This is a genomic window from Rhodococcus sp. WS1 (genome assembly GCF_003797745.1).
Taxonomy (GTDB): domain Bacteria; phylum Actinomycetota; class Actinomycetes; order Mycobacteriales; family Mycobacteriaceae; genus Rhodococcus_F; species Rhodococcus_F erythropolis.
Genome location: NZ_RKLZ01000001.1, coordinates 1,747,299 through 1,764,909, shown reverse-complemented (window position 1 = coordinate 1,764,909; position 17,611 = coordinate 1,747,299). Strand labels below are relative to the sequence as shown.

The 17,611-nt window shown below is 63.6% G+C and carries 18 protein-coding genes and 1 riboswitch; of the genes, 7 read left to right on the top strand and 11 right to left on the bottom strand.

Features of this window, described 5'->3' with window-relative positions; translation table 11 throughout:
• The first annotated feature begins 50 nt into the window (after positions 1-50).
• Positions 51-902, top strand: a complete 852-nt coding sequence (locus tag EEB12_RS08095; protein ID WP_019744506.1) for an adenylate/guanylate cyclase domain-containing protein — start codon at positions 51-53, stop codon at positions 900-902.
• 4 nt (positions 903-906) lie between these two features.
• Here EEB12_RS08095 and thiD read toward each other — a convergent pair whose 3' ends face one another.
• Both thiD and thiC read right to left on the bottom strand, forming a co-directional pair.
• Positions 907-1,749, bottom strand: coding sequence for a bifunctional hydroxymethylpyrimidine kinase/phosphomethylpyrimidine kinase (gene thiD, locus EEB12_RS08090; RefSeq protein ID WP_141487603.1), 843 nt, complete (start codon positions 1,747-1,749; stop codon positions 907-909).
• Positions 1,746-3,377 (bottom strand): phosphomethylpyrimidine synthase ThiC, encoded by a 1,632-nt coding sequence (gene thiC, locus EEB12_RS08085; RefSeq protein WP_019744505.1) that lies wholly within the window; start codon positions 3,375-3,377, stop codon positions 1,746-1,748. The genes thiD and thiC overlap by 4 nt, the downstream gene beginning before the upstream one ends.
• Positions 3,368-3,476, bottom strand: a riboswitch (TPP riboswitch). Its footprint overlaps the gene before it by 10 nt.
• Positions 3,477-3,625: 149 nt before the next feature.
• Between thiC and EEB12_RS08080 the strand changes: the two genes are divergently transcribed.
• Entirely contained in the window at positions 3,626-4,057 is a 432-nt protein-coding gene (locus EEB12_RS08080; RefSeq protein WP_223257849.1) for a GNAT family N-acetyltransferase, read from the top strand.
• A 44-nt stretch (positions 4,058-4,101) separates the two neighbouring features.
• Here EEB12_RS08080 and EEB12_RS08075 read toward each other — a convergent pair whose 3' ends face one another.
• From EEB12_RS08075 to EEB12_RS08065, 3 genes are read right to left on the bottom strand one after another with little or no spacing between them, the layout of a single operon-like run.
• Complete coding sequence (locus EEB12_RS08075; RefSeq protein ID WP_019744503.1) at positions 4,102-4,902, bottom strand: exodeoxyribonuclease III; 801 nt, start codon at positions 4,900-4,902, stop codon at positions 4,102-4,104.
• A 16-nt stretch (positions 4,903-4,918) separates the two neighbouring features.
• Positions 4,919-5,830: a GNAT family N-acetyltransferase gene (locus tag EEB12_RS08070; protein WP_080712835.1), complete on the bottom strand. Its 912-nt coding sequence runs from the start codon at positions 5,828-5,830 to the stop codon at positions 4,919-4,921.
• A 40-nt stretch (positions 5,831-5,870) separates the two neighbouring features.
• A complete protein-coding gene (locus tag EEB12_RS08065) occupies positions 5,871-6,470 on the bottom strand; it encodes a peptide deformylase (protein ID WP_019744501.1) in 600 nt (199 codons plus the stop codon).
• A 244-nt stretch (positions 6,471-6,714) separates the two neighbouring features.
• Here EEB12_RS08065 and EEB12_RS08060 point away from each other — a divergent pair, with 244 nt between their 5' ends.
• The 5 genes from EEB12_RS08060 to EEB12_RS08040 all read left to right on the top strand — a co-directional run bounded on the left by EEB12_RS08060 (position 6,715) and on the right by EEB12_RS08040 (position 11,200).
• Positions 6,715-7,065: a DUF3263 domain-containing protein gene (locus EEB12_RS08060; protein WP_007730120.1), complete on the top strand. Its 351-nt coding sequence runs from the start codon at positions 6,715-6,717 to the stop codon at positions 7,063-7,065.
• Between the two features lie 53 nt (positions 7,066-7,118).
• Complete coding sequence (locus EEB12_RS08055; RefSeq protein ID WP_021333972.1) at positions 7,119-7,715, top strand: LytR C-terminal domain-containing protein; 597 nt, start codon at positions 7,119-7,121, stop codon at positions 7,713-7,715.
• A gap of 95 nt (positions 7,716-7,810) precedes the next feature.
• On the top strand, positions 7,811-8,512 hold the full coding sequence (gene sodC / locus EEB12_RS08050) for a superoxide dismutase[Cu-Zn] (protein WP_007730117.1): 702 nt from the start codon (positions 7,811-7,813) through the stop codon (positions 8,510-8,512).
• 90 nt (positions 8,513-8,602) lie between these two features.
• Complete coding sequence (locus EEB12_RS08045) at positions 8,603-9,727, top strand: glutamate--cysteine ligase (RefSeq protein WP_003945034.1); 1,125 nt, start codon at positions 8,603-8,605, stop codon at positions 9,725-9,727.
• Positions 9,728-9,832: 105 nt separating this feature from the next.
• The gene (locus EEB12_RS08040; protein WP_021333973.1) at positions 9,833-11,200 is read left to right on the top strand and encodes a phosphatase PAP2 family protein; all 1,368 of its coding nucleotides are present in this window, start codon (positions 9,833-9,835) and stop codon (positions 11,198-11,200) included.
• On the opposite strand, the gene mnhG is transcribed toward EEB12_RS08040, so the two are convergent.
• Genes mnhG through EEB12_RS08010 form a run of 6 tightly spaced genes read right to left on the bottom strand, consistent with a single transcriptional unit; the run spans position 11,166 to position 17,520 of the window.
• On the bottom strand, positions 11,166-11,510 hold the full coding sequence (gene mnhG, locus EEB12_RS08035; protein ID WP_003945045.1) for a monovalent cation/H(+) antiporter subunit G: 345 nt from the start codon (positions 11,508-11,510) through the stop codon (positions 11,166-11,168). The genes EEB12_RS08040 and mnhG overlap by 35 nt on opposite strands.
• Positions 11,507-11,776 (bottom strand): monovalent cation/H+ antiporter complex subunit F, encoded by a 270-nt coding sequence (locus EEB12_RS08030; RefSeq protein ID WP_003945061.1) that lies wholly within the window; start codon positions 11,774-11,776, stop codon positions 11,507-11,509. Before EEB12_RS08030 ends, mnhG begins: the two co-directional genes overlap by 4 nt.
• Positions 11,773-12,345: a Na+/H+ antiporter subunit E gene (locus EEB12_RS08025; protein ID WP_003945063.1), complete on the bottom strand. Its 573-nt coding sequence runs from the start codon at positions 12,343-12,345 to the stop codon at positions 11,773-11,775. Before EEB12_RS08025 ends, EEB12_RS08030 begins: the two co-directional genes overlap by 4 nt.
• A complete protein-coding gene (locus tag EEB12_RS08020) occupies positions 12,342-14,057 on the bottom strand; it encodes a Na+/H+ antiporter subunit D (RefSeq protein WP_019744496.1) in 1,716 nt (571 codons plus the stop codon). The genes EEB12_RS08025 and EEB12_RS08020 overlap by 4 nt, the downstream gene beginning before the upstream one ends.
• Complete coding sequence (locus EEB12_RS08015; RefSeq protein ID WP_019744495.1) at positions 14,054-14,686, bottom strand: Na(+)/H(+) antiporter subunit C; 633 nt, start codon at positions 14,684-14,686, stop codon at positions 14,054-14,056. Before EEB12_RS08015 ends, EEB12_RS08020 begins: the two co-directional genes overlap by 4 nt.
• On the bottom strand, positions 14,683-17,520 hold the full coding sequence (locus EEB12_RS08010) for a Na+/H+ antiporter subunit A (RefSeq protein ID WP_141487602.1): 2,838 nt from the start codon (positions 17,518-17,520) through the stop codon (positions 14,683-14,685). The genes EEB12_RS08015 and EEB12_RS08010 overlap by 4 nt, the downstream gene beginning before the upstream one ends.
• Positions 17,521-17,611: the final 91 nt, after the last annotated feature.

Below are 17,611 nucleotides of genomic sequence, written 5' to 3'. Positions count from 1 at the left end.
GCGAGAACGGCGGCAGCACACTGTCTGTAACTCTGAGTTACGCTTGAGTTATGGCTGATCTGTCCCCGGAGGGCACCGACACGACAGGTGCTCCTTCCTCCTCGGTTCGAGGCGTCGTCGACGTCGTCTTGAACTCTGCGGCAGAACTGAACCGTCGGCAGCAGCTCATCGACGCGCTACGACGGCTGAGGCGGGCACTACCCGGTGATCCCGGGTTCGGAGACCCGCTCTCGCTGGCAGGTCCTGGCGGTGCTCGTGCCGTGGCCCGCGTCGCTGACAGATTGCTCGATCAGAAGCCGGCAGCCACTCGCGAAGTGAGCCTCGGAGCACTGCAGGTGTGGCAGGCGGCGCTGGAAAAGATGGGCCGCGGCCGCGGTGATCAAGAACTGACCATCGTCTTCACCGATCTGGTTGGCTTCTCCACCTGGTCACTCGAAGCCGGTGACGGCGCCACGCTGACGCTCCTGCGTGCCGTGGCGCAGGCCGTGGAAACCCCGATCACCGACAACGGCGGACACGTCGTCAAACGGATGGGCGACGGTCTGATGGCCGTGTTCATTCGCCCGGATGCGGCTTTGAAGGCGGTGTTCACCGCGCAGGACGCACTCGCGGAAGTCGACCTCGACGGATACACCCCACGAATGCGCGTCGGCCTCCACACGGGTACTCCGCGCCAGATCGGCGACGACTGGCTCGGCGTCGACGTGACCATCGCCGCCCGGATGATGGGCTTGGGCGGCGACGGCAACGTCATGATGTCGGCGACAACTCTCGAGGAACTCGAAGCCGGCACCCTGGAGGATCTCGATCTCACGATCCGGCCATGGCGACGAGGGTTCTTCGCGACCACTCCCAACGGAGTTCCCGTCGACCTGGGAATCTGGCGCGTACGCCGGAACTAGCGCACTAGACCTGGAGCCGCCAAAGCGGGGACACCGGACCATGTCCTGCGCCGAGGTCGTACGACGCCTCGAGACACTTGGTCACCCACTCTTTGCCGAACGCCACCGCGTCCGGAACGGAATAGCCATGTGCGAGAGCGCAAGTGATCGCAGCGGCCAGCGTGTCTCCGCCGCCGTGATCGTTGCCGGTGTCGATCCGGGCACTGCTGAATTCGAGGAAACGGTCGCCGTCGAACAACAGATCGGTGGACAACTCCGAAGTACGAAGGTGGCCGCCCTTGACGATGGACCATTGAGCGCCGAGCGCATGCAACGCTTCTGCCGCTTGGCGGGCGCTCTTGTCGTCGACGACCTCGATGCCGGTGATCAACCGAACCTCGTCGAGGTTCGGAGTGACCACCGTGGCAGCCGGAATCAAGGTGTTGCGGACCGCGTCGAGAGCTTCTTCGTGCAACAGCGGATCGCCATGCATCGACGCGCACACGGGGTCGACCACCAGCGGGATCGGTCGGTCGCGGCCGATCCCCACCTCGGCGGAAACTGCGGCTACCGCTTCTATGATCGTCGTCGAGGCCAGCATTCCCGTCTTCGCTGCGCCGACGCCGATGTCCGAGACCACGACGCGCACCTGGTCGGCGACGATCTCCGGCGGAATCTCGTGGAATCCGCTGACGCCCACCGAATTCTGGACCGTCACAGCGGCGACGGCCACACAGGCGTGTACTCCGCACATCGCCATCGTGCGGGAATCGGCTTGAATGCCGGCTCCGCCGCCGGAGTCGGTTCCGGCGATGGTCAATGCCCGAATCGGGGTCTGTCCGGCGGGGGTCAGGGGCAGCAGCTTCACGACGACGAGCCTACCGACCGGACCTGGGGAAACGGCAGCTCGGTCCGGATGGACTCGGTTTCCGGAATTTCCGCTTCCAGGATTTCCGCGTACTGACGTACGTCCGCCGAGATCCGCATCGAGCAGAACTTCGGCCCGCACATCGAGCAGAAATGTGCGGTCTTGGCGGGCTCGGCCGGCAGTGTCTCGTCGTGGAACTCCCTGGCGGTGTCCGGGTCGAGTGACAAAGCGAACTGGTCCAACCAGCGAAATTCGAAGCGCGCCTTGGACAGTGCGTCGTCGCGGGCCTGTGCATTCGGGTGCCCTTTTGCCAGGTCTGCTGCATGGGCAGCGATCTTGTAGGTGATCACACCGGTTTTCACGTCGTCTCGGTTGGGCAGGCCGAGGTGTTCCTTGGGTGTGACGTAACAGAGCATCGCCGTTCCCGCCCGTGCGATCATCGCCGCACCGATGGCGGAGGTGATGTGGTCGTACGCCGGCGCGATATCGGTAGCGAGCGGTCCGAGGGTGTAGAACGGTGCCTCGTCGCAGAGCTCTTCTTCCAGGCGGACGTTTTCCTCGATCTTGTCCATGGGAACGTGTCCGGGGCCCTCGATCATGACCTGGACTCCTGCGGATTTCGCAATCTGCGTGAGTTCTCCCAGAGTGCGAAGCTCCGCGAATTGGGCGGCGTCGTTGGCGTCGGCGATCGATCCCGGTCGAAGCCCGTCACCGAGGGAGAACGTGACGTCGTATCGGCGCAAGATCTCGCACAGTTCGTCGAAGTGGGTGTAGAGGAACGATTCCTGCCTGTGGTGCATGCACCACGCGGCCATGATCGCGCCGCCGCGCGAGACGATTCCCGTGACGCGACCAGCAGTCAGAGCGATGTAACCGATTCGTACACCGGCATGCACGGTCATGTAGTCGACGCCCTGCTCGCACTGCTCGATTACCGTGTCGCGGTAGATTTCCCATGTCAGAGCAGTGGGATCTCCGTTGACTTTCTCGAGTGCCTGGTAGATCGGTACCGTGCCGACCGGTACGGGTGAGTTGCGCAGAATCCATTCACGGGTCAGGTGGATGTCCTTGCCGGTGGACAGGTCCATGATGGTGTCGGCGCCCCAGCGGATCGCCCACACCATCTTTTCGACTTCCTCTGCAACAGAGGAGGTTACGGCCGAGTTCCCGATATTCGCGTTGATCTTGACGGCGAACTTCTTGCCGATGATCATCGGCTCCAGCTCGCCGTGGCGATGGTTCGCGGGAATTACCGCCCGCCCGCGAGCCACCTCGGAACGCACCAGTTCGGCTGAAACGCCCTCGCGTGCAGCGCAATAGCGCATCTCCGGGGTGATCACACCGTCTCGGGCGCATTCCAGTTGCGTCCGATTGCTTTCCGGGCGTTCCCAGGTGTCCCTGGTCGTCGGGAGCCCTGCATCGAGGTCGATGTCGGCGTCCGTGTCGGTGTAAGGACCTGACGTGTCGTACAGGTCCAGATGCTCACCATTGGTGAGAGTGACGCGTCGAAGTGGGATCCGGAGAGAATCCGATTCGACGTAATGCTTGCTACTGCCCTCGATCGGGCCGGTTGTCACAGCGGTGTGGACAGTCGCGTGAACAGCCGTACGGACAGACTTCTCCTGCATGGTGCGCTCCCTACGCCGGCATTATCCGGTCAGGTTCATCCGGTCGACGGCCCTAGCCGTCCTCTCAGCCCGCTGGTGCGAGCCCCCGTGGTGGTTGTATGAAATTTGTGCCCGCTGTCACAGCGGCACCGGGCGACTCTATCTCAACCCCGAAAAAGCGTTTCACTGCGATTGCGGTGGAGTCGTTCGCGGTGCAAAAATTGGTCGAACCCGGGACAGCGTCGTCGGTAGCTGATTCTATGAGTGGCATGGATCACAGTTATGGAGAGCGTGCGAACGCAGCAGTCGCAGATCGCGCAGTTGCAGATCGTGCCGTGGAGGTCGCCGCAATGAACGACATCGAAAACTCGAGAACCGGAACCTCACCGGAAGTCACGCTCGTGGACAATCCGTCGCACGAACGATTCGAACTGCTCTCCGACGACGAGTTGGTCGGCATCCTCGGATACCGCGACGAGGACGAGATTTCGGGGAGCGGAGCCGAAGCGGGCGACGTGGTTGCGTACATGCATACCGTCGTCAAGGAGGAGTACGGCGGGCAGGGACTGGCAGCCGTACTCGTGCAGTTCGCGATGGACTGCGCCCGTGAACGTGAATGGTCGGTGCGGCCTGTGTGCACCTATGTTCAGCGGTACCTCGGCGAGCATCCCGAGTATCTGGAACTGCTCGTCGAGGACTAGCCGCCGGAGGTTGCAAACAGACGATCAGGCTCCGAGCTTTACAACTACCCGAGATTCACGATCACCGGAGCGTGATCGCTGGCGCCCTTGCCTTTTCGCTCGTTTCGATCGATCTCGGCCGCCTCGACGCGCGCTGCGAATGCCGGAGAGCCGAGGATGAAGTCGATTCGCATGCCCTGCTTCTTCGGGAAGCGAAGCTGCGTGTAGTCCCAGTACGTGTACACACCGGGGCCGGGGGTGTACGGGCGAACGACGTCCGCGAACCCGGACTCGGCGAAGGCGGTGAACGCAGCTCGTTCCGGCTCCGACGTGTGGGTCTTGCCCTCGAAGAAAGCGGGATCCCACACGTCGTCGTCCGTAGGAGCGACGTTCCAGTCACCGACCAGGGCGATCTGCGCGTCGGGATCCTGCTTGAGCCAGCCCTCCGCGTCGTCGCGCAGTTTGGCCAGCCAATCCAGCTTGTAGGCGTAATGCGGGTCTTCCAGCTCACGGCCGTTGGGGACGTACAGGCTCCACACCCGCACACCACCGCAGGTGGCACCGATCGCACGGGCCTCACGGACCGGGTCTGCCTCGGGATCCTTGTCGAACCCTGGCTGATCCTCGAATCCGATCTGCACGTCGTCCAAGCCGACGCGGGAAGCGATGGCGACACCGTTCCACTGGCTCAACCCGACGTGGGCGACCTCGTAGCCGATTTCCTTGAAGCGTTCGTACGGAAACTGCTCGTCCTTGCACTTGGTTTCCTGCATTGCCAGGACGTCGACGTCGGATCGACCGAGCCAGTCGATGATCCTGTCGGTACGGGCACGGACGGAGTTGACGTTCCAAGTAGCGATGCGCACGAGGGCAAGCCTAGCGTCAGCCGCCGACAGGATCGGTGGCGTATCGGTAGCGGTGGTGTTCGACGAATCCGAGCCGCTCGTAGAGCGCGATCGCCGCGGAGTTCTCCGCCGAAACCTGGAGGTACGCGTGCGTCGCACCGTTCTGACGACCCCAGGAGAGTAGATCTCCGCAGATCAGCGACCCGATTCCGTGACGACGGTGTTCAGGGGCGACGTGAATGCCGGTCAGTCCTACCCAGCGCTTGCCATCGGGTGCCTCGGTGAGCGCAGCGCGCCCGATGGCAAGCGTCGTGTCGGTGTTTCCGATCGCGCCGAAAGTTGCACTGCCCACGACAGCCGTGAGGACCGCCTCGACGTACGCCGGATCTCCGTGGGCGTCGTACGTCGACAGCCAGTTGTGGTCGGGGCGGTCGGCGAACGAGGTGACCGGAGGACCGAGAGGCAGCGTGACATTGCCCAGATCGGCGGCCATCACGATGGTTTCCTTCTCGCTGGTCCACCCGTCCGGAGCGGTGCCGAGTCGATCGGGGAGGAGCAGCAGGGTCGGCAGGCCGCGGTCACCGAACCACTGGCGTATCCGTTCGAGAGTGCTCGCGTCGAAGCCGGCAACCGTCCCCGCACCACCGAGCGGCAAAGCCGAATTGGCGCGGCCGGTGAAACCGTGACCGGCGCGCAGCAACCAACCGTCGATCCACGCCTGCTCGACCCCCGGCCACGCCGCAGCAGCAGCCGTTTCGAGGTTTCGAATCTCGCCGATGCGAATCGGACGGGCCGAGAGAGTCTTGAGTGCAATCACCTGATCGGCGGAGACCTGGACCAGCCGACCGTCGCCGCTGCGGACGGCGATGGGATCGGCACCCTCGAGGATGCCGATGACGTCGGTCATGGGATGCGAATAGCCGGGTGGGAGCTTGTATCGCAAAACCACCCGGCTACCGATCGAAATGTTGCCGTTCAGAGCGGAATTCTCAGTCTTCGTAATCGTCGTCGTCGTGACCGAACGGATCGTCGACGGTGCCCGGCGTCCAGGTCAGACCGGGCTTGCCCCAACCGGAACGCTTGATGATCTTCTTGGCGGCGCGCGCGTTGCGGCCGATCAGCACGTCCGTGTAGAGGAAACCGTCGAGATGCCCGGTCTCGTGCTGGAGCATCCGTGCGAAGAATCCGGTGCCCTCGACCTCGATCGGGTTGCCGTCGGCGTCGGTGCCGGTGACCTTCGCCCAATCGGCGCGGCCCGTCGGGAACTGCTCGCCGGGAACGGAAAGGCAACCCTCGAAGTCTTCTTCCGGGTCGGGCATCGTCTGGGGGATTTCGGACGTCTCGAGTACCGGGTTCACGACGACGCCGCGACGACGCTCGCTGCTGCGGTCGTCACCGGGGCAGTCGTAGACGAAGACTCGGAGTGAAACGCCGACCTGATTGGCCGCCAGACCGACGCCGTTGGCGGCGTCCATCGTCTCGTACATGTCTGCGATCAGTTCGGCGATCTCGGCCGGAGACTGAGTGACCGGCTCTGTCGCCTTGTGCAGTACCGGGTCGCCGACGATTCGGATGGGGAGGATAGCCATGCGGACAAGGATAGTGCGGCGCGCCCGCGTAGTTATCACGGCCCGCACACTCGATCATGGTTCAATGGTTGCTGAAGAACAGCGATGTAATTCGTTGCTCGGTCGGAACGTGGGCCGCGGGGGAAATTGTGAGTTACCTTCGGGCCAGGGGACCGGGAAACTCACGGCCGCGAGAATATCGGTCGGAAAAGAACACCGGGCATACGAGTCTCGCTGACGCCGAGCACAGCAGTCGAGGAGTGACATGGACGGCGCAACCGCGCGTAGTCGGAACCAGTCCGAAGGCACTGGCGCCGACGATTCGGTAGTAGATACAGCAGGCATGCACGAGGTGGGCGAAGACGGCCTCACCCGCCGGGAGCACGACATCCTCTCCTTCGAACGCCAGTGGTGGAAGTACGCCGGTGCGAAGGAAGAAGCCATCAAGGAGTTGTTCGACATGTCGGCAACCCGCTACTACCAGGTTCTCAATGCCTTGGTCGATCGCCCCGAATCCTTGGCGGCTGATCCCATGCTGGTCAAGCGCCTGCGTCGTCTGCGTGCCAGCCGTCAGAAGGCCAGGGCCGCCCGTCGCCTCGGCTTCGAGGTCACCTGAATCACGCGTACATATGATCGGGCTGTCCACACACTGGCGATAAGGTCGACATCGTGAGTACCCCGAAAGAGCAGCCGTCCGGACCTCCGCTTCGCGCAATCGCCATGGTGTTGATCGCGTTGGCGATCGTGTTCATCGGTCTCGGAGCAGCCTCACTGGGTGGATCGAGCGACGGTGGATCGGGCGACGAGAACACCGCAGCAGAGCAGACCGAATCCTCGGCATCTGCCACGACGAGCGCCACCGCACCGGCATCTGCCACTTCCAAGCCGGCAGCGACGACGCAACCCGCTTCGGGCGATACCACCACTACGTCGCGCCCCTCGGGAACTGCGACGACCACGACTTCCAGCTCCGCGAGCGGCGTCGACACGTCGAATATCAGCGTTCGAGTTCTCAACAACAGCACCGTCTCGGGTCTGGCAGCAGGCACTGCCGAGGAATTGACGGCTGCAGGTTGGAACGTCGAGGAGACGGGTAACTACAGCGAGGGCACCGTCAGTACGACGACGGTGTACTACGGATCGTCCGCGGCGGAGAAGGCAGCGGCGCAGAAGATCGCAGCTGAACTCGGAGTCACCGCAGAACCTCGATTCGCCGGCATCGCGAACGCGTCACCTGGCGTGATCGTGATCGTGACCTCCAACTGACCGGTCGTGAAGGTGGAACTGACCCGTCGGTTCCAGCTACTACACGCGCCGTTATGATCAGAAGCACTTTCTCGCCACCTCAAAGGAGCGGTTCGATGGCCCCCAGCAGCACCCGGCGTATGTCCTGGCGCGTCGTTGCCCCTGTAGTCGCGATTGCCGCTTTCGGCTTGACCGCTTGCAGTAACAGCGAAGAGCCCAGCAGCGTCCCCGGCACGACTCCTCCGGTGTGGACCGGTGCAGCCGATCCCAGCGCGCACGAAAGCGCGGGCGGCCACGGTTCCGAGACGGCTCACGCCGGCGCTTCTGCCGAGACTGTCACCGCAACGCTGAACGGCACCGACGGCGCCAAGGTCGGAACGGTCACGTTCGCGCAGGAAGGTAGCGACGTCAAGGTCACCCTCGACGCCAAGGGCCTGACCCCCGGCTTCCACGGATTCCACGTTCACCAGGTCGCCAAGTGCGAGACCAATTCCGTAGCCCCCAGCGGCGGAGAGCCGGGTAACTTCCTCTCGGCAGGCGGACACTTCCAGGCCGAGGGTCACACGGGCCACCCGGCGAGCGGTGACCTCACTTCGGTTCAGGTCCTCGAAGACGGCACCGCCACGCTGGTCACCACAACCGACGCGTTCACCGTCGACGAACTGGTCGCAAACGGTGGAACATCCGTCATGATCCACGCCGGTGCGGACAACTTCGGCAACATCCCGACGCGTTACGCGCCGGCACCGGATCAGCAGACGCTCGACACCGGTGACGCCGGCGGACGCGTCGCTTGCGGTGTCATCACCAAGAGCTGACAAACTCACCTGAGTTTTGCATCACTTCCGGCGACTACCACGCAGTAGCCAGCACGGTGTTTTTACCGACACTGTGATTGGATTCTCTGCGTGGTAGTTCCATTTCCAGGTTCGCCGCGCCCGACGCTGGGCGTGGAGTGGGAGATCGCGCTGGTCGATCGCAAGACCAGAGATCTCTCCAACACAGCAGCCGAGGTGTTTTCGGCGGTCGAAGAGCTTGCCGGCTCCGAAACCCCGCACATCACCAAGGAACTACTGCGAAATACCGTCGAACTCGTCACGGGTATTCACTCGACGGTCGGCGAGGCGATGAGTGATCTCGACAGGTCACTGGATCTGCTTCGCCGCGCTGCGAATCCGCTCGGCGTCGACCTCATCAGCGCGGGCACGCACCCGTTCGCGCAATGGTCGACGCAGCTGGTCACCCGGACACCCGACTACGACGAACTCATCGAACGCACGCAGTGGTGGGGTCGGCAGATGCTGATCTGGGGCGTGCACGTTCACGTGGGTGTCTCGTCCGCGGATCGCGTTTTCCCGATCATCAACGCACTGCTGCAGCGCTATCCGCACCTGTTGGCGCTGTCGGCGTCCTCGCCGATGTGGGCCGGTGTGGACACCGGCTATGCGTCCAATCGCGCGTTGATGTTCCAGCAGCTGCCAACCGCCGGCCTTCCGTACCAGTTCGAGAACTGGGCCGAATACGAGTCGTTCATCGACGACCAGATGAAGACCGGTGTGATCACCAAGATCGGTGGCATGCACTGGGACATCCGTCCCGCGCCGAAGTGGGGAACCATCGAGGTCCGGGTGTTCGACGGCGTCTCGACACGCGCCGAACTGGGTGCTCTCGTTGCTCTGGTCCACTGCCTCATCGTCGATCTGGACCGCAGACTGAGTGCCGGTGAGACTCTGCCGAACATGCAGCCGTGGCACGTCAAGGAAAACAAGTGGCGCGCAGCGAGATACGGACTGGACGCCGAGATCATCCTCGACTCCGACGCAAACGAGTGCCTCGTCACTGACGATCTGGATCGCCTGCTCGACGACTTGGCGCCGATTGCGGTCTCACTCGGCTGCGCGGACGAGTTGGCGTCGGTGGCGGACATTCCCCGTCGCGGTGCCTCCTACCAGCGTCAACGCCGTGTCGCGGAAGCGACGGGCGGCGATCTGGTTGCGGTAGTCGACGCATTGGTCGCGGAGTTGGGTACTTAGAGCACTCCGTGTTGCCGATGGTTTCGTAGGGTCGAAATACGGGCATACAGACCGATTGTCCAGTCTGCGTCCATATTCGGTTCACACGGCGTTTACTATTGTCCGGTGTTGATAGACAGTTGGTCCCAACGAGGGGGCGTACCCGGACAGTCGGATCGTTCGTGGTCGAGTTCTCATCGACTCCTTCTGATCGGCACAGCAGCATTGACCGTGCTGGTCCTGGGTGTGCAGGCGTTCGCGTCGTACAAGGGCTATCTCGGTCCGGTGGAAAGCCTGTTCGGCGACTACTTCCTCGTTCCTCGCTCGGCGACCATGCCCTGGGTGGGTCTCGCTCTCGCGCTGGTTGGACTGAACAACAAAGAACGCATCTACGCGGTATCCGCGGCAGTCGTGATCGACGTGGTCGTCGGGGCAATTCGCTGGTTCTCGGGTGGGCCGCTGACTATGGGCACCGGCGGCACCTGGGTACTGACGGCCATCGCGGTGTACGCGGTGTGGAAGTTGTCCGGCGAGCGTCGACTCAGCGTTCTGCACGGCGTCGCTCTCGGCGCGTTGCTCATCATCGCGGCCAAGGTTGCCGAGACGTGGCTGGAGATCACCATTCTCGTCGGCACCGACGTGTGGGACGAGTACGTGTTCCTCGCCGACCAGGCTCTCGGGAATCCGTCGTGGGTGATGGGCCAGATCGTCGACGCCATGGGCCCCGTCGGTGCAGCAGCCCTCGACTGGATCTACGTCGAACTGCCGGTCGCGGTGATCGTGGTTGCTCTCTATCAAGTACGTAAGGGATGGCCGTCGCATCACCTGCTGCGCACGTTCCTGCTCATCGGGCTGATCGGCCCGATCTTCTACGTCCTGTTCCCGGTGGTCGGCCCGGTGTTCGCCTTCGGTCCGCGTGGGTTCGGATTCCAGATCGGTGACTACTGGCCGAACATCGTGCCCAACTTCGACTTCGCATCACCGTCGTCGCTGCCGTTCGACGACGCCGCACCGCGAAACTGCATGCCGAGCCTGCACACCGCGTGGGCGGTCGCATTGTTCATCCACTCGCGCAGCGGGCCGTGGTGGATTCGCAGCCTGGGATCGTTCTGGCTCGTTGCGACCCTGACCGCGACGCTCGGTTTCGGATTCCACTACGGCGTCGACCTCATTGCCGGTGCCGTCCTGTGCTTGACCCTCGATGCGGCGCTACGGGATCCTGAGCGAGGCTGGGGGTGGTTCCGAGTGCGTCTGTTGATCGGTGGCTCGGCACTACTCGCGGGGTTGTTGCTCTCGTACCGGTTCGCTGCGGTGCAGATGGCCGAGTACCCGGCGATCTTCGGGCCGCTGCTGATGGCTGTCCTGGTTCTCATGTCGGTCGCGTACTTCGCCACCTTCTTCGCCCGCCCCGGCACTGCACTTGCGGTGTGGGGCGAGCGCGACGGCGAGTGGGATGCCGCTACAGGAGAGAGTCCGGGTCTTCCAGCTCGTTGATCTTCATGAGGTCGTCCTCTTCGCGCTGTTCGCGGTAGGCGACTCGGCCGACGCTGTGCGCGATCACGGGCGCGGTCAGCAGCGTGAAGATGCCCACCAGGACCAACATCCAGATGTCGACGCTCCCACGAAGCAGGAACACGGCGCCCATCAGCACCAGGATCAGTCCGACCACCTGAGGTTTCGTGGCCGCGTGCATACGACGCAGGGTGTCGGGGAAGCGAACGATTCCCACCGCGGCGGTCAGCGCGAGCAGCGCGCCGAGGAAGATGGAGATGGCCCCGATCGTGTCGAGGATGTTGCCGATCACTGGTCACTCACCCGGAAGCGCGCGACGGACACGGAACCGATGAAGCCGACCAGTGCCAGCGCCACGATCGCGGGAACGATCGTGGTGTCTTTGCTGTACGCGGCCCAGACAGCGAGTCCACACATCGAGACCGCGATGATCGTGTCCAGAGCGACGAGGCGGTCGAGTGAGCTCGGACCGTCGAGCAATCGGAACGTGGTCAGTACGGCGGCGATCAGCAGAATCACTCCGGAAATGATCAAGATCGTGGTGATGAACCCGTTCATGGTTGGTCCTCCTGCCGGGGTGCATCGAATTCGTAGTCGCGCTGGTGCCATGGGCTGGGTTGCCAGTCCGAGTCACGTTCGAACGACGCGATGAACAACCGTTCGAGATCCTCCACCGAGCGGTAGAACGCGCTGACGGCTTTCTGCGAGCCGACGTCGAGCACGTGGACGTAGACGATGCGCCGGTTCTGGTCGATCTCGAGAACCATGGTGCCCGGGATCAGGTTCAGTACGTCGATGCACAGCGTGAGAACCAGGTCGGACTTGATCCCGAGTTGGTACCGCAGAACTCCGGTGACCGGCGGCGGCGACGGACGGATCGCCAGCCACGCGACCTGGATACTCGACTGGATCGCGTAGTACACGATCATCCACAGCAGACGCAGAATCGACAGCAGATGTACCCGACCCTCGACCGGTACACGGGGGAGGGGAAGCAGGACCATGATGATCAGGCCGACGGCGAGTCCGCCGAAGATGTTGCCGAAACTGATGTTGCCCCACAACAGGATCCATACGACCATCAGCCACAGCAGGATCCCGACGCGGAGTACCTGTTCGCGTTTCATCGCGGAGCCTCCTCGGTGTTCGGGGCGTCGGTGTTCGGGACATCGCTGTTCGGGGCATCGGTACTGGGAGCTACAGCAGGGTCGTCTGCAGCGACGGGAGCTTCGTCGACCGGCACGGGTCGGTGGTTGCCGAGAACCGCGTCGATGTAGATGGACCGGTCTTGCAGATCCTTCGCCGCTCTGTCGCTGATGTCGATGATCCGGCCCGCGAACACCGTCAGTGCCAGACCGACGATGACGAGCCCGACCGTCGGAATCAGCATGAAGACCGGGATCTTGCCGACGTCCTCGCGGTCGACGAACGCGATGTCCTCTTCGGACTCGTCGATCAGTGCTGACGGGCTGACGTCGGCGAGGTCACCTTCGGGCGCGTCGGCGCGGGCTCGCCAGAAGGCCTTGGTCCACACGCGGGCGACCGCGTAGAGCGTCAGCAAGCTGGTGATCGTGCCGCCGGCGACGAGGATCCAGGCCAGCGCGCTGGCGTCGGCCGCACCGGCCTGCAGGAGCGCGACCTTGCCGATGAAGCCCGAGAACGGCGGGATACCACCGAGATTCAGTGCCGGGATCAGGAAGACGATCGCGAGGATCGGGCTGGCCGCAGCCAGACCGCCGAGTCGGCGCAGCGACGACGACCCGGCTTGTCGTTCGATCAGACCCACGACGAGGAAGAGCGTCGTCTGCACGATGATGTGGTGGGCGACGTAGTAGATCGCGCCGGACAGCCCGGACGTCGTGGACAGTGCGATACCGAAGATCATGTAGCCGATATGGCTGACCAGTGTGAACGAGAGCAGACGTTTGATGTCGCTCTGCGCGATGGCACCCATGATGCCGACCACCATCGTGAGCAGACCGCACACCATCAGTACGTTGTCGAGTTCTCCTTGCGGGAACAGCAACGAGTGCGCGCGGATGATCGCGTACACACCGACCTTGGTGAGCAACCCGGCGAAGACGGCGGTGATCGGTGCGGGCGCGGTCGGATACGAGTCCGGTAGCCACGCCGACAGCGGGAAGACCGCAGCCTTGATGCCGAACGCCACGAGCAGGACAGCGAAGATGGCGGTTCGTGTGCCCGGCGGAATGTTGTCGAAGCGCAGGGCCATGTCGGCCATGTTGAGGGTGCCGGTCGCCGCATAGGCGAAGGCGATGCCCGCCAGGAAGATCAGCGAAGACACCATCGAGACCATCACGTACGAGACACCGGCCCGAACGCGGTCGGCGCTGGCACCGAGCGTCAGGAGCACGAAACTCGCGGCGAGCAGAACCTCGAATCCGACGTACAGGTTGAAGAGGTCACCGGCGAGGAACGCGTTGGAGATACCGGCGGTCAATGCGAGATAGGTCGGCAGGAAGATCGAGACCGGCTGGGCCTCGCTGCCGTCGCGAATACCCTGACCGATCGCGTAGATCATGACGGCGAGCAACACCACCGACGAGACCACGAGCATCATCGCCGAGAGACGGTCGACGACGAGTGTGATGCCGATGGGGGAGTCCCAGCCGCCGACCTGAACGGCCGTCGTACCGTCGCGGTCGGCGAGGTAGAGCAGCAATCCAGACACCGCGACGACGCCGATGAGCGCGATCAGTGTGATGACACGCTGGAAACGCGGACGTCGGCCGACAACCAGCGTCGCAGCTGCGGCCAGCATCGGGATCAGGACGGGCAGGGGCGCAAGGGCTCCCATCAGGTTGTCCGAGATGGTCATGCGCCGCCACCTCCCTCGATCTTGGTCTGGCGAGCGTCTTTGCGCCGCTTCTCGGATTCCTTCTTACGAGCAAGGTCGGTGGCCCAGTCGGGTACCGGTTCGTCCTCGAAGTCGCCGTCGTGGAGGTCGTCGTAGCATTCGATGTCCTCGAGGTTGACCAGTTGTTCGAGGGGAATAGGGTTGCCGTCCTTGTCGAATGCGTCGCCGCCGATGCTCGGGGCACCGGTGACCGGGTCGTCGGAGCGGTCGTGGTCGGGAGCGTCGGCAGGCAGGCGACGCTTGAGGATCTTGGTGTCCTCGGGATCGTCCTCGACGGCGTCGGCGGTGTTGATCTTGTAAGACCGGTACGCCAGTGCCAGAACGAAGCCGGCGATACCCATCGTGATCACGATGGCCGTCAGGATCATGCCCTGGGCGAGCGGATCCGCTATCTCCTCGTGGACCGAATCTCGGCCGACGATGGGCGGATTCCCGTCCGATCCACCTACGGTCAGGATCAAGAGGTTGATGGCGTTACCGAATAGAAGTAGACCGAGGAGCATCCGGGTGATGCTTCGTTCGATCAGCAGGTAGACACCGGCCGACGTGAGGACGCCGATCAGGATCAGCATTCCGATATTTGCGCTCATGGTGCTTTCACCTCGATTTCTGCGTCGAGGCGGGCGCCGAGACTTCGGAGTACGTCCAGGACCAGGCCGACCACGATGAGGTAGACGCCCAGGTCGAAGAACAGTGCGGTGACCAGTTTGACGTGGCCGATGAGCGGGAGCGTGAACTCGAAGACAGCCGACGAGAGTGCCGGAGCGCCGAGGAACAGCGACACCAGGGCGGTGCCCGCGGCTAGCGCCAAACCGAGGCCGAGAATCTTGCCCGCGTCGATGGGTACGGCTTCACCGAGTTCGTAGCGGCCACCGGCGAGGTAACGCAGCACGAGGGCGAGGCCCGCCGTCAGGCCTCCGGCGAAACCGCCGCCGGGGGCATTGTGACCGGAGAAGAAGAAGTAGATCGACAACACCATGATGGTCGGGAAGATTAATCTCGTGGTGACCTCGAGAACCAGCGAACGGTGTCGAGGATCGATGAGGTCTCCGCCGCGCAACCACGTCGTGTCCGAGTTGGCCGCTGCCTTGTCGACGATGACGGAGGGGGCGTCCGCGACTCGCGGCGCGATACCGAAGCGGCGGTTGCGGAACACGAGGCTGGCGACGCCGGTTGCCGCGACCAGCAGGACCGAGATCTCACCGAGCGTGTCCCATGCGCGGATGTCGACGAGTAGGACGTTGACGACGTTCTTGCCGTTGCCCAGGTCGTAGGCCGCGTCGGGAAGCAGTTCGTAGATCGGACGAGTGTTTCTCGCATTGGTCGCGTAGGCCGCGATGGTGGTGACGGTGATACCGACCGCGACGGCGAGTGCGGCACGCGGCCACTTGAAGCCGATTGCCTTGCTCTCGTCGACCTCTGCGGGGAACTTCCGGAGTACCAGCACGAAGATCACGAGGGTCAAGGTTTCGACGAGGAACTGGGTCAGCGCGAGGTCGGGTGCGCCGTGCAGCGCGAACAACACGCCACAGCCGTAGCCGGTGAGTCCGACGAGGATGACGCTGGCGAGTCGGTTGCGCATCAGCGTCGCGGCGATGGCGGCCGAAATCATCATCAGCGCGATAGTGAACTGGATGGGTGAATCCCACATCCGAAGGTCGACTCCGCCGCCATCGGTGTCGATGATCAGCAGGAACAGTGGCACCACGACCAGCGTCGCAAGAATCGTCGACTGCGTGCGGGGGAGCGAACCACGCTGAGTGGCACCGGTCAGGCGCATCGAGATGGTGTCCATGCCGCGCAGGGTCGCGTCGTAGATGCGGTCGGCGTTGCCGAGCGGCGGGTGCTCGAAGTGCAGGCGGCTGATCTGACGCTGCGCGATGTAGAGCGCGATGCCGCCGGCGATGACGATGCAGGTGAGCAGCAGCGGAGTGTTGAATCCGTGCCACAGTGCGAGGTGGTAGTCGGCGTGCGGTCCGGGGGCCAGCGTGGTGGAGTACGGCGTCAGCAGCTTCTCGAGTTGGGGCGAGAGAATGCCGGCGGCCAGACCGAGAACCGCGAGTAGGCCGGGCGCGAACAGGAACAGCCAACCCGGCTTGTGCATCTTGCTCACGGCCGGACTCGGCTTGCTCAAGGTCTTGCGTCCGAAGGCTCCCCAGATGAACCGGACGCTGTAGCCGACGGTCAGGATCGAGCCCAACACGATCACCGTGACGACGGCGATCGACGACCAGTGGCCGAGCGCGTTCGTTTCGAGAACTGATTCGAGTGCGGCTTCCTTGCCGACGAATCCGAGTAGCGGTGGTAGACCGGCCATGCTGGCGGCAGCGAGGCTCGCGATGATCGCGAGAGCGGGTGCCGCTTTACCCAGGTGAGCAAGTTTGCGCAGGTCACGGGTGCCGGTGGTGTGATCGATGATGCCAACGACCATGAAGAGTGCGGCCTTGAACATCGCGTGCGCCACGACCATCGTCATGCCGGCCAGGGCGGCGTCACGCGTGCCGATGCCGACCAGGACCATCATGAAGCCGAGTTGGCTGACGGTTCCGAAGGCGAGGACGAGTTTGAGGTCGTAAGCGCGCATGGCTCGCCAACCGGCGAGGATCATCGACAGCAGACCCAAACTGATGATGGTGATGCGCCACGGCGGCGAATCGGCATACCCGGGAGCCAGGCGCGCGACGAGGTAGATACCGGCCTTGACCATTGCTGCCGCGTGAAGATAACCGCTGACAGGGGTGGGCGCGGCCATCGCACCTGGCAGCCAGAAGTGCAGGGGCACGATTGCCGATTTGGAGAGCGCACCGATCAGGATCAAGACGATCGCGACGGACGGGAGCCACCCCGTCGGCGGGTTCGCGACCAGTTCGGACAGGTTGTAGCTGCCGCCGACCTGGCCGAGGATGATCATGCCGACCAACATCGCCAGACCACCGGCGGTGGTGACCAGCAGTGCCTGGGTCGCGGCGCGGCGGCTGGTGGCGCGTTCGGCGTAGTGACCCACGAGCAGGAACGACAAGACCGTCGTCAGTTCCCAGAAAACGTAGAGAAGCAGCATGTTGTCGCTGGTCACGAGTCCGAACATGGCACCCGCGAAGGCGACCATCTCGGCGGCGAAGATGCCGAGTCGAGGTTCGTCGTCGTTGAAGTAGCGGGCGCAGTAGATCAGAATCAGCGTGCCGACGCCCAGGACGAGCACGGCCATGATGGCCGAAAGCGCGTCGAACCTGAAGTCGATGTCCATCGACAGGCCGGGAACCCAGGTGATGTGCAGCGTCTCGACGGTGCCCCATTTGTCGATGACCCAGCCGAGGCTGGCGAGGGGGACTATCGCGAGGGGGAAGAAGCCGTTTCGCCCTAACCTGCGCACCACAAGCGGAGCCAAGAGGGCGGCAACGGCATGGGCAAGCAAGATAGCGAGCAAAAGGCACTCCGTCGTGTTGTCAGCGGGCGGCGGGGTGTCCGAACAAAATCGAACCTATCGGATTAACGAGACAATTCACCTAGTCGGAGAG

Bases quoted from the DNA above. Each gene is read 5' to 3' on its own strand.
- EEB12_RS08095 (WP_019744506.1), top strand. From the start codon at position 51: ATGGCTGATCTGTCCCCGGAGGGCACCGACACGACAGGTGCTCCTTCC.
- thiC (WP_019744505.1), bottom strand. From the start codon at position 3,377: ATGCAGGAGAAGTCTGTCCGTACGGCTGTTCACGCGACTGTCCACACC.
- EEB12_RS08080 (WP_223257849.1), top strand. From the start codon at position 3,626: ATGGATCACAGTTATGGAGAGCGTGCGAACGCAGCAGTCGCAGATCGC.
- EEB12_RS08065 (WP_019744501.1), bottom strand. From the start codon at position 6,470: ATGGCTATCCTCCCCATCCGAATCGTCGGCGACCCGGTACTGCACAAG.
- EEB12_RS08060 (WP_007730120.1), top strand. From the start codon at position 6,715: ATGGACGGCGCAACCGCGCGTAGTCGGAACCAGTCCGAAGGCACTGGC.
- sodC (WP_007730117.1), top strand. From the start codon at position 7,811: ATGGCCCCCAGCAGCACCCGGCGTATGTCCTGGCGCGTCGTTGCCCCT.
- EEB12_RS08030 (WP_003945061.1), bottom strand. From the start codon at position 11,776: ATGAACGGGTTCATCACCACGATCTTGATCATTTCCGGAGTGATTCTG.
- EEB12_RS08025 (WP_003945063.1), bottom strand. From the start codon at position 12,345: ATGAAACGCGAACAGGTACTCCGCGTCGGGATCCTGCTGTGGCTGATG.
- EEB12_RS08020 (WP_019744496.1), bottom strand. From the start codon at position 14,057: ATGACCATCTCGGACAACCTGATGGGAGCCCTTGCGCCCCTGCCCGTC.
- EEB12_RS08015 (WP_019744495.1), bottom strand. From the start codon at position 14,686: ATGAGCGCAAATATCGGAATGCTGATCCTGATCGGCGTCCTCACGTCG.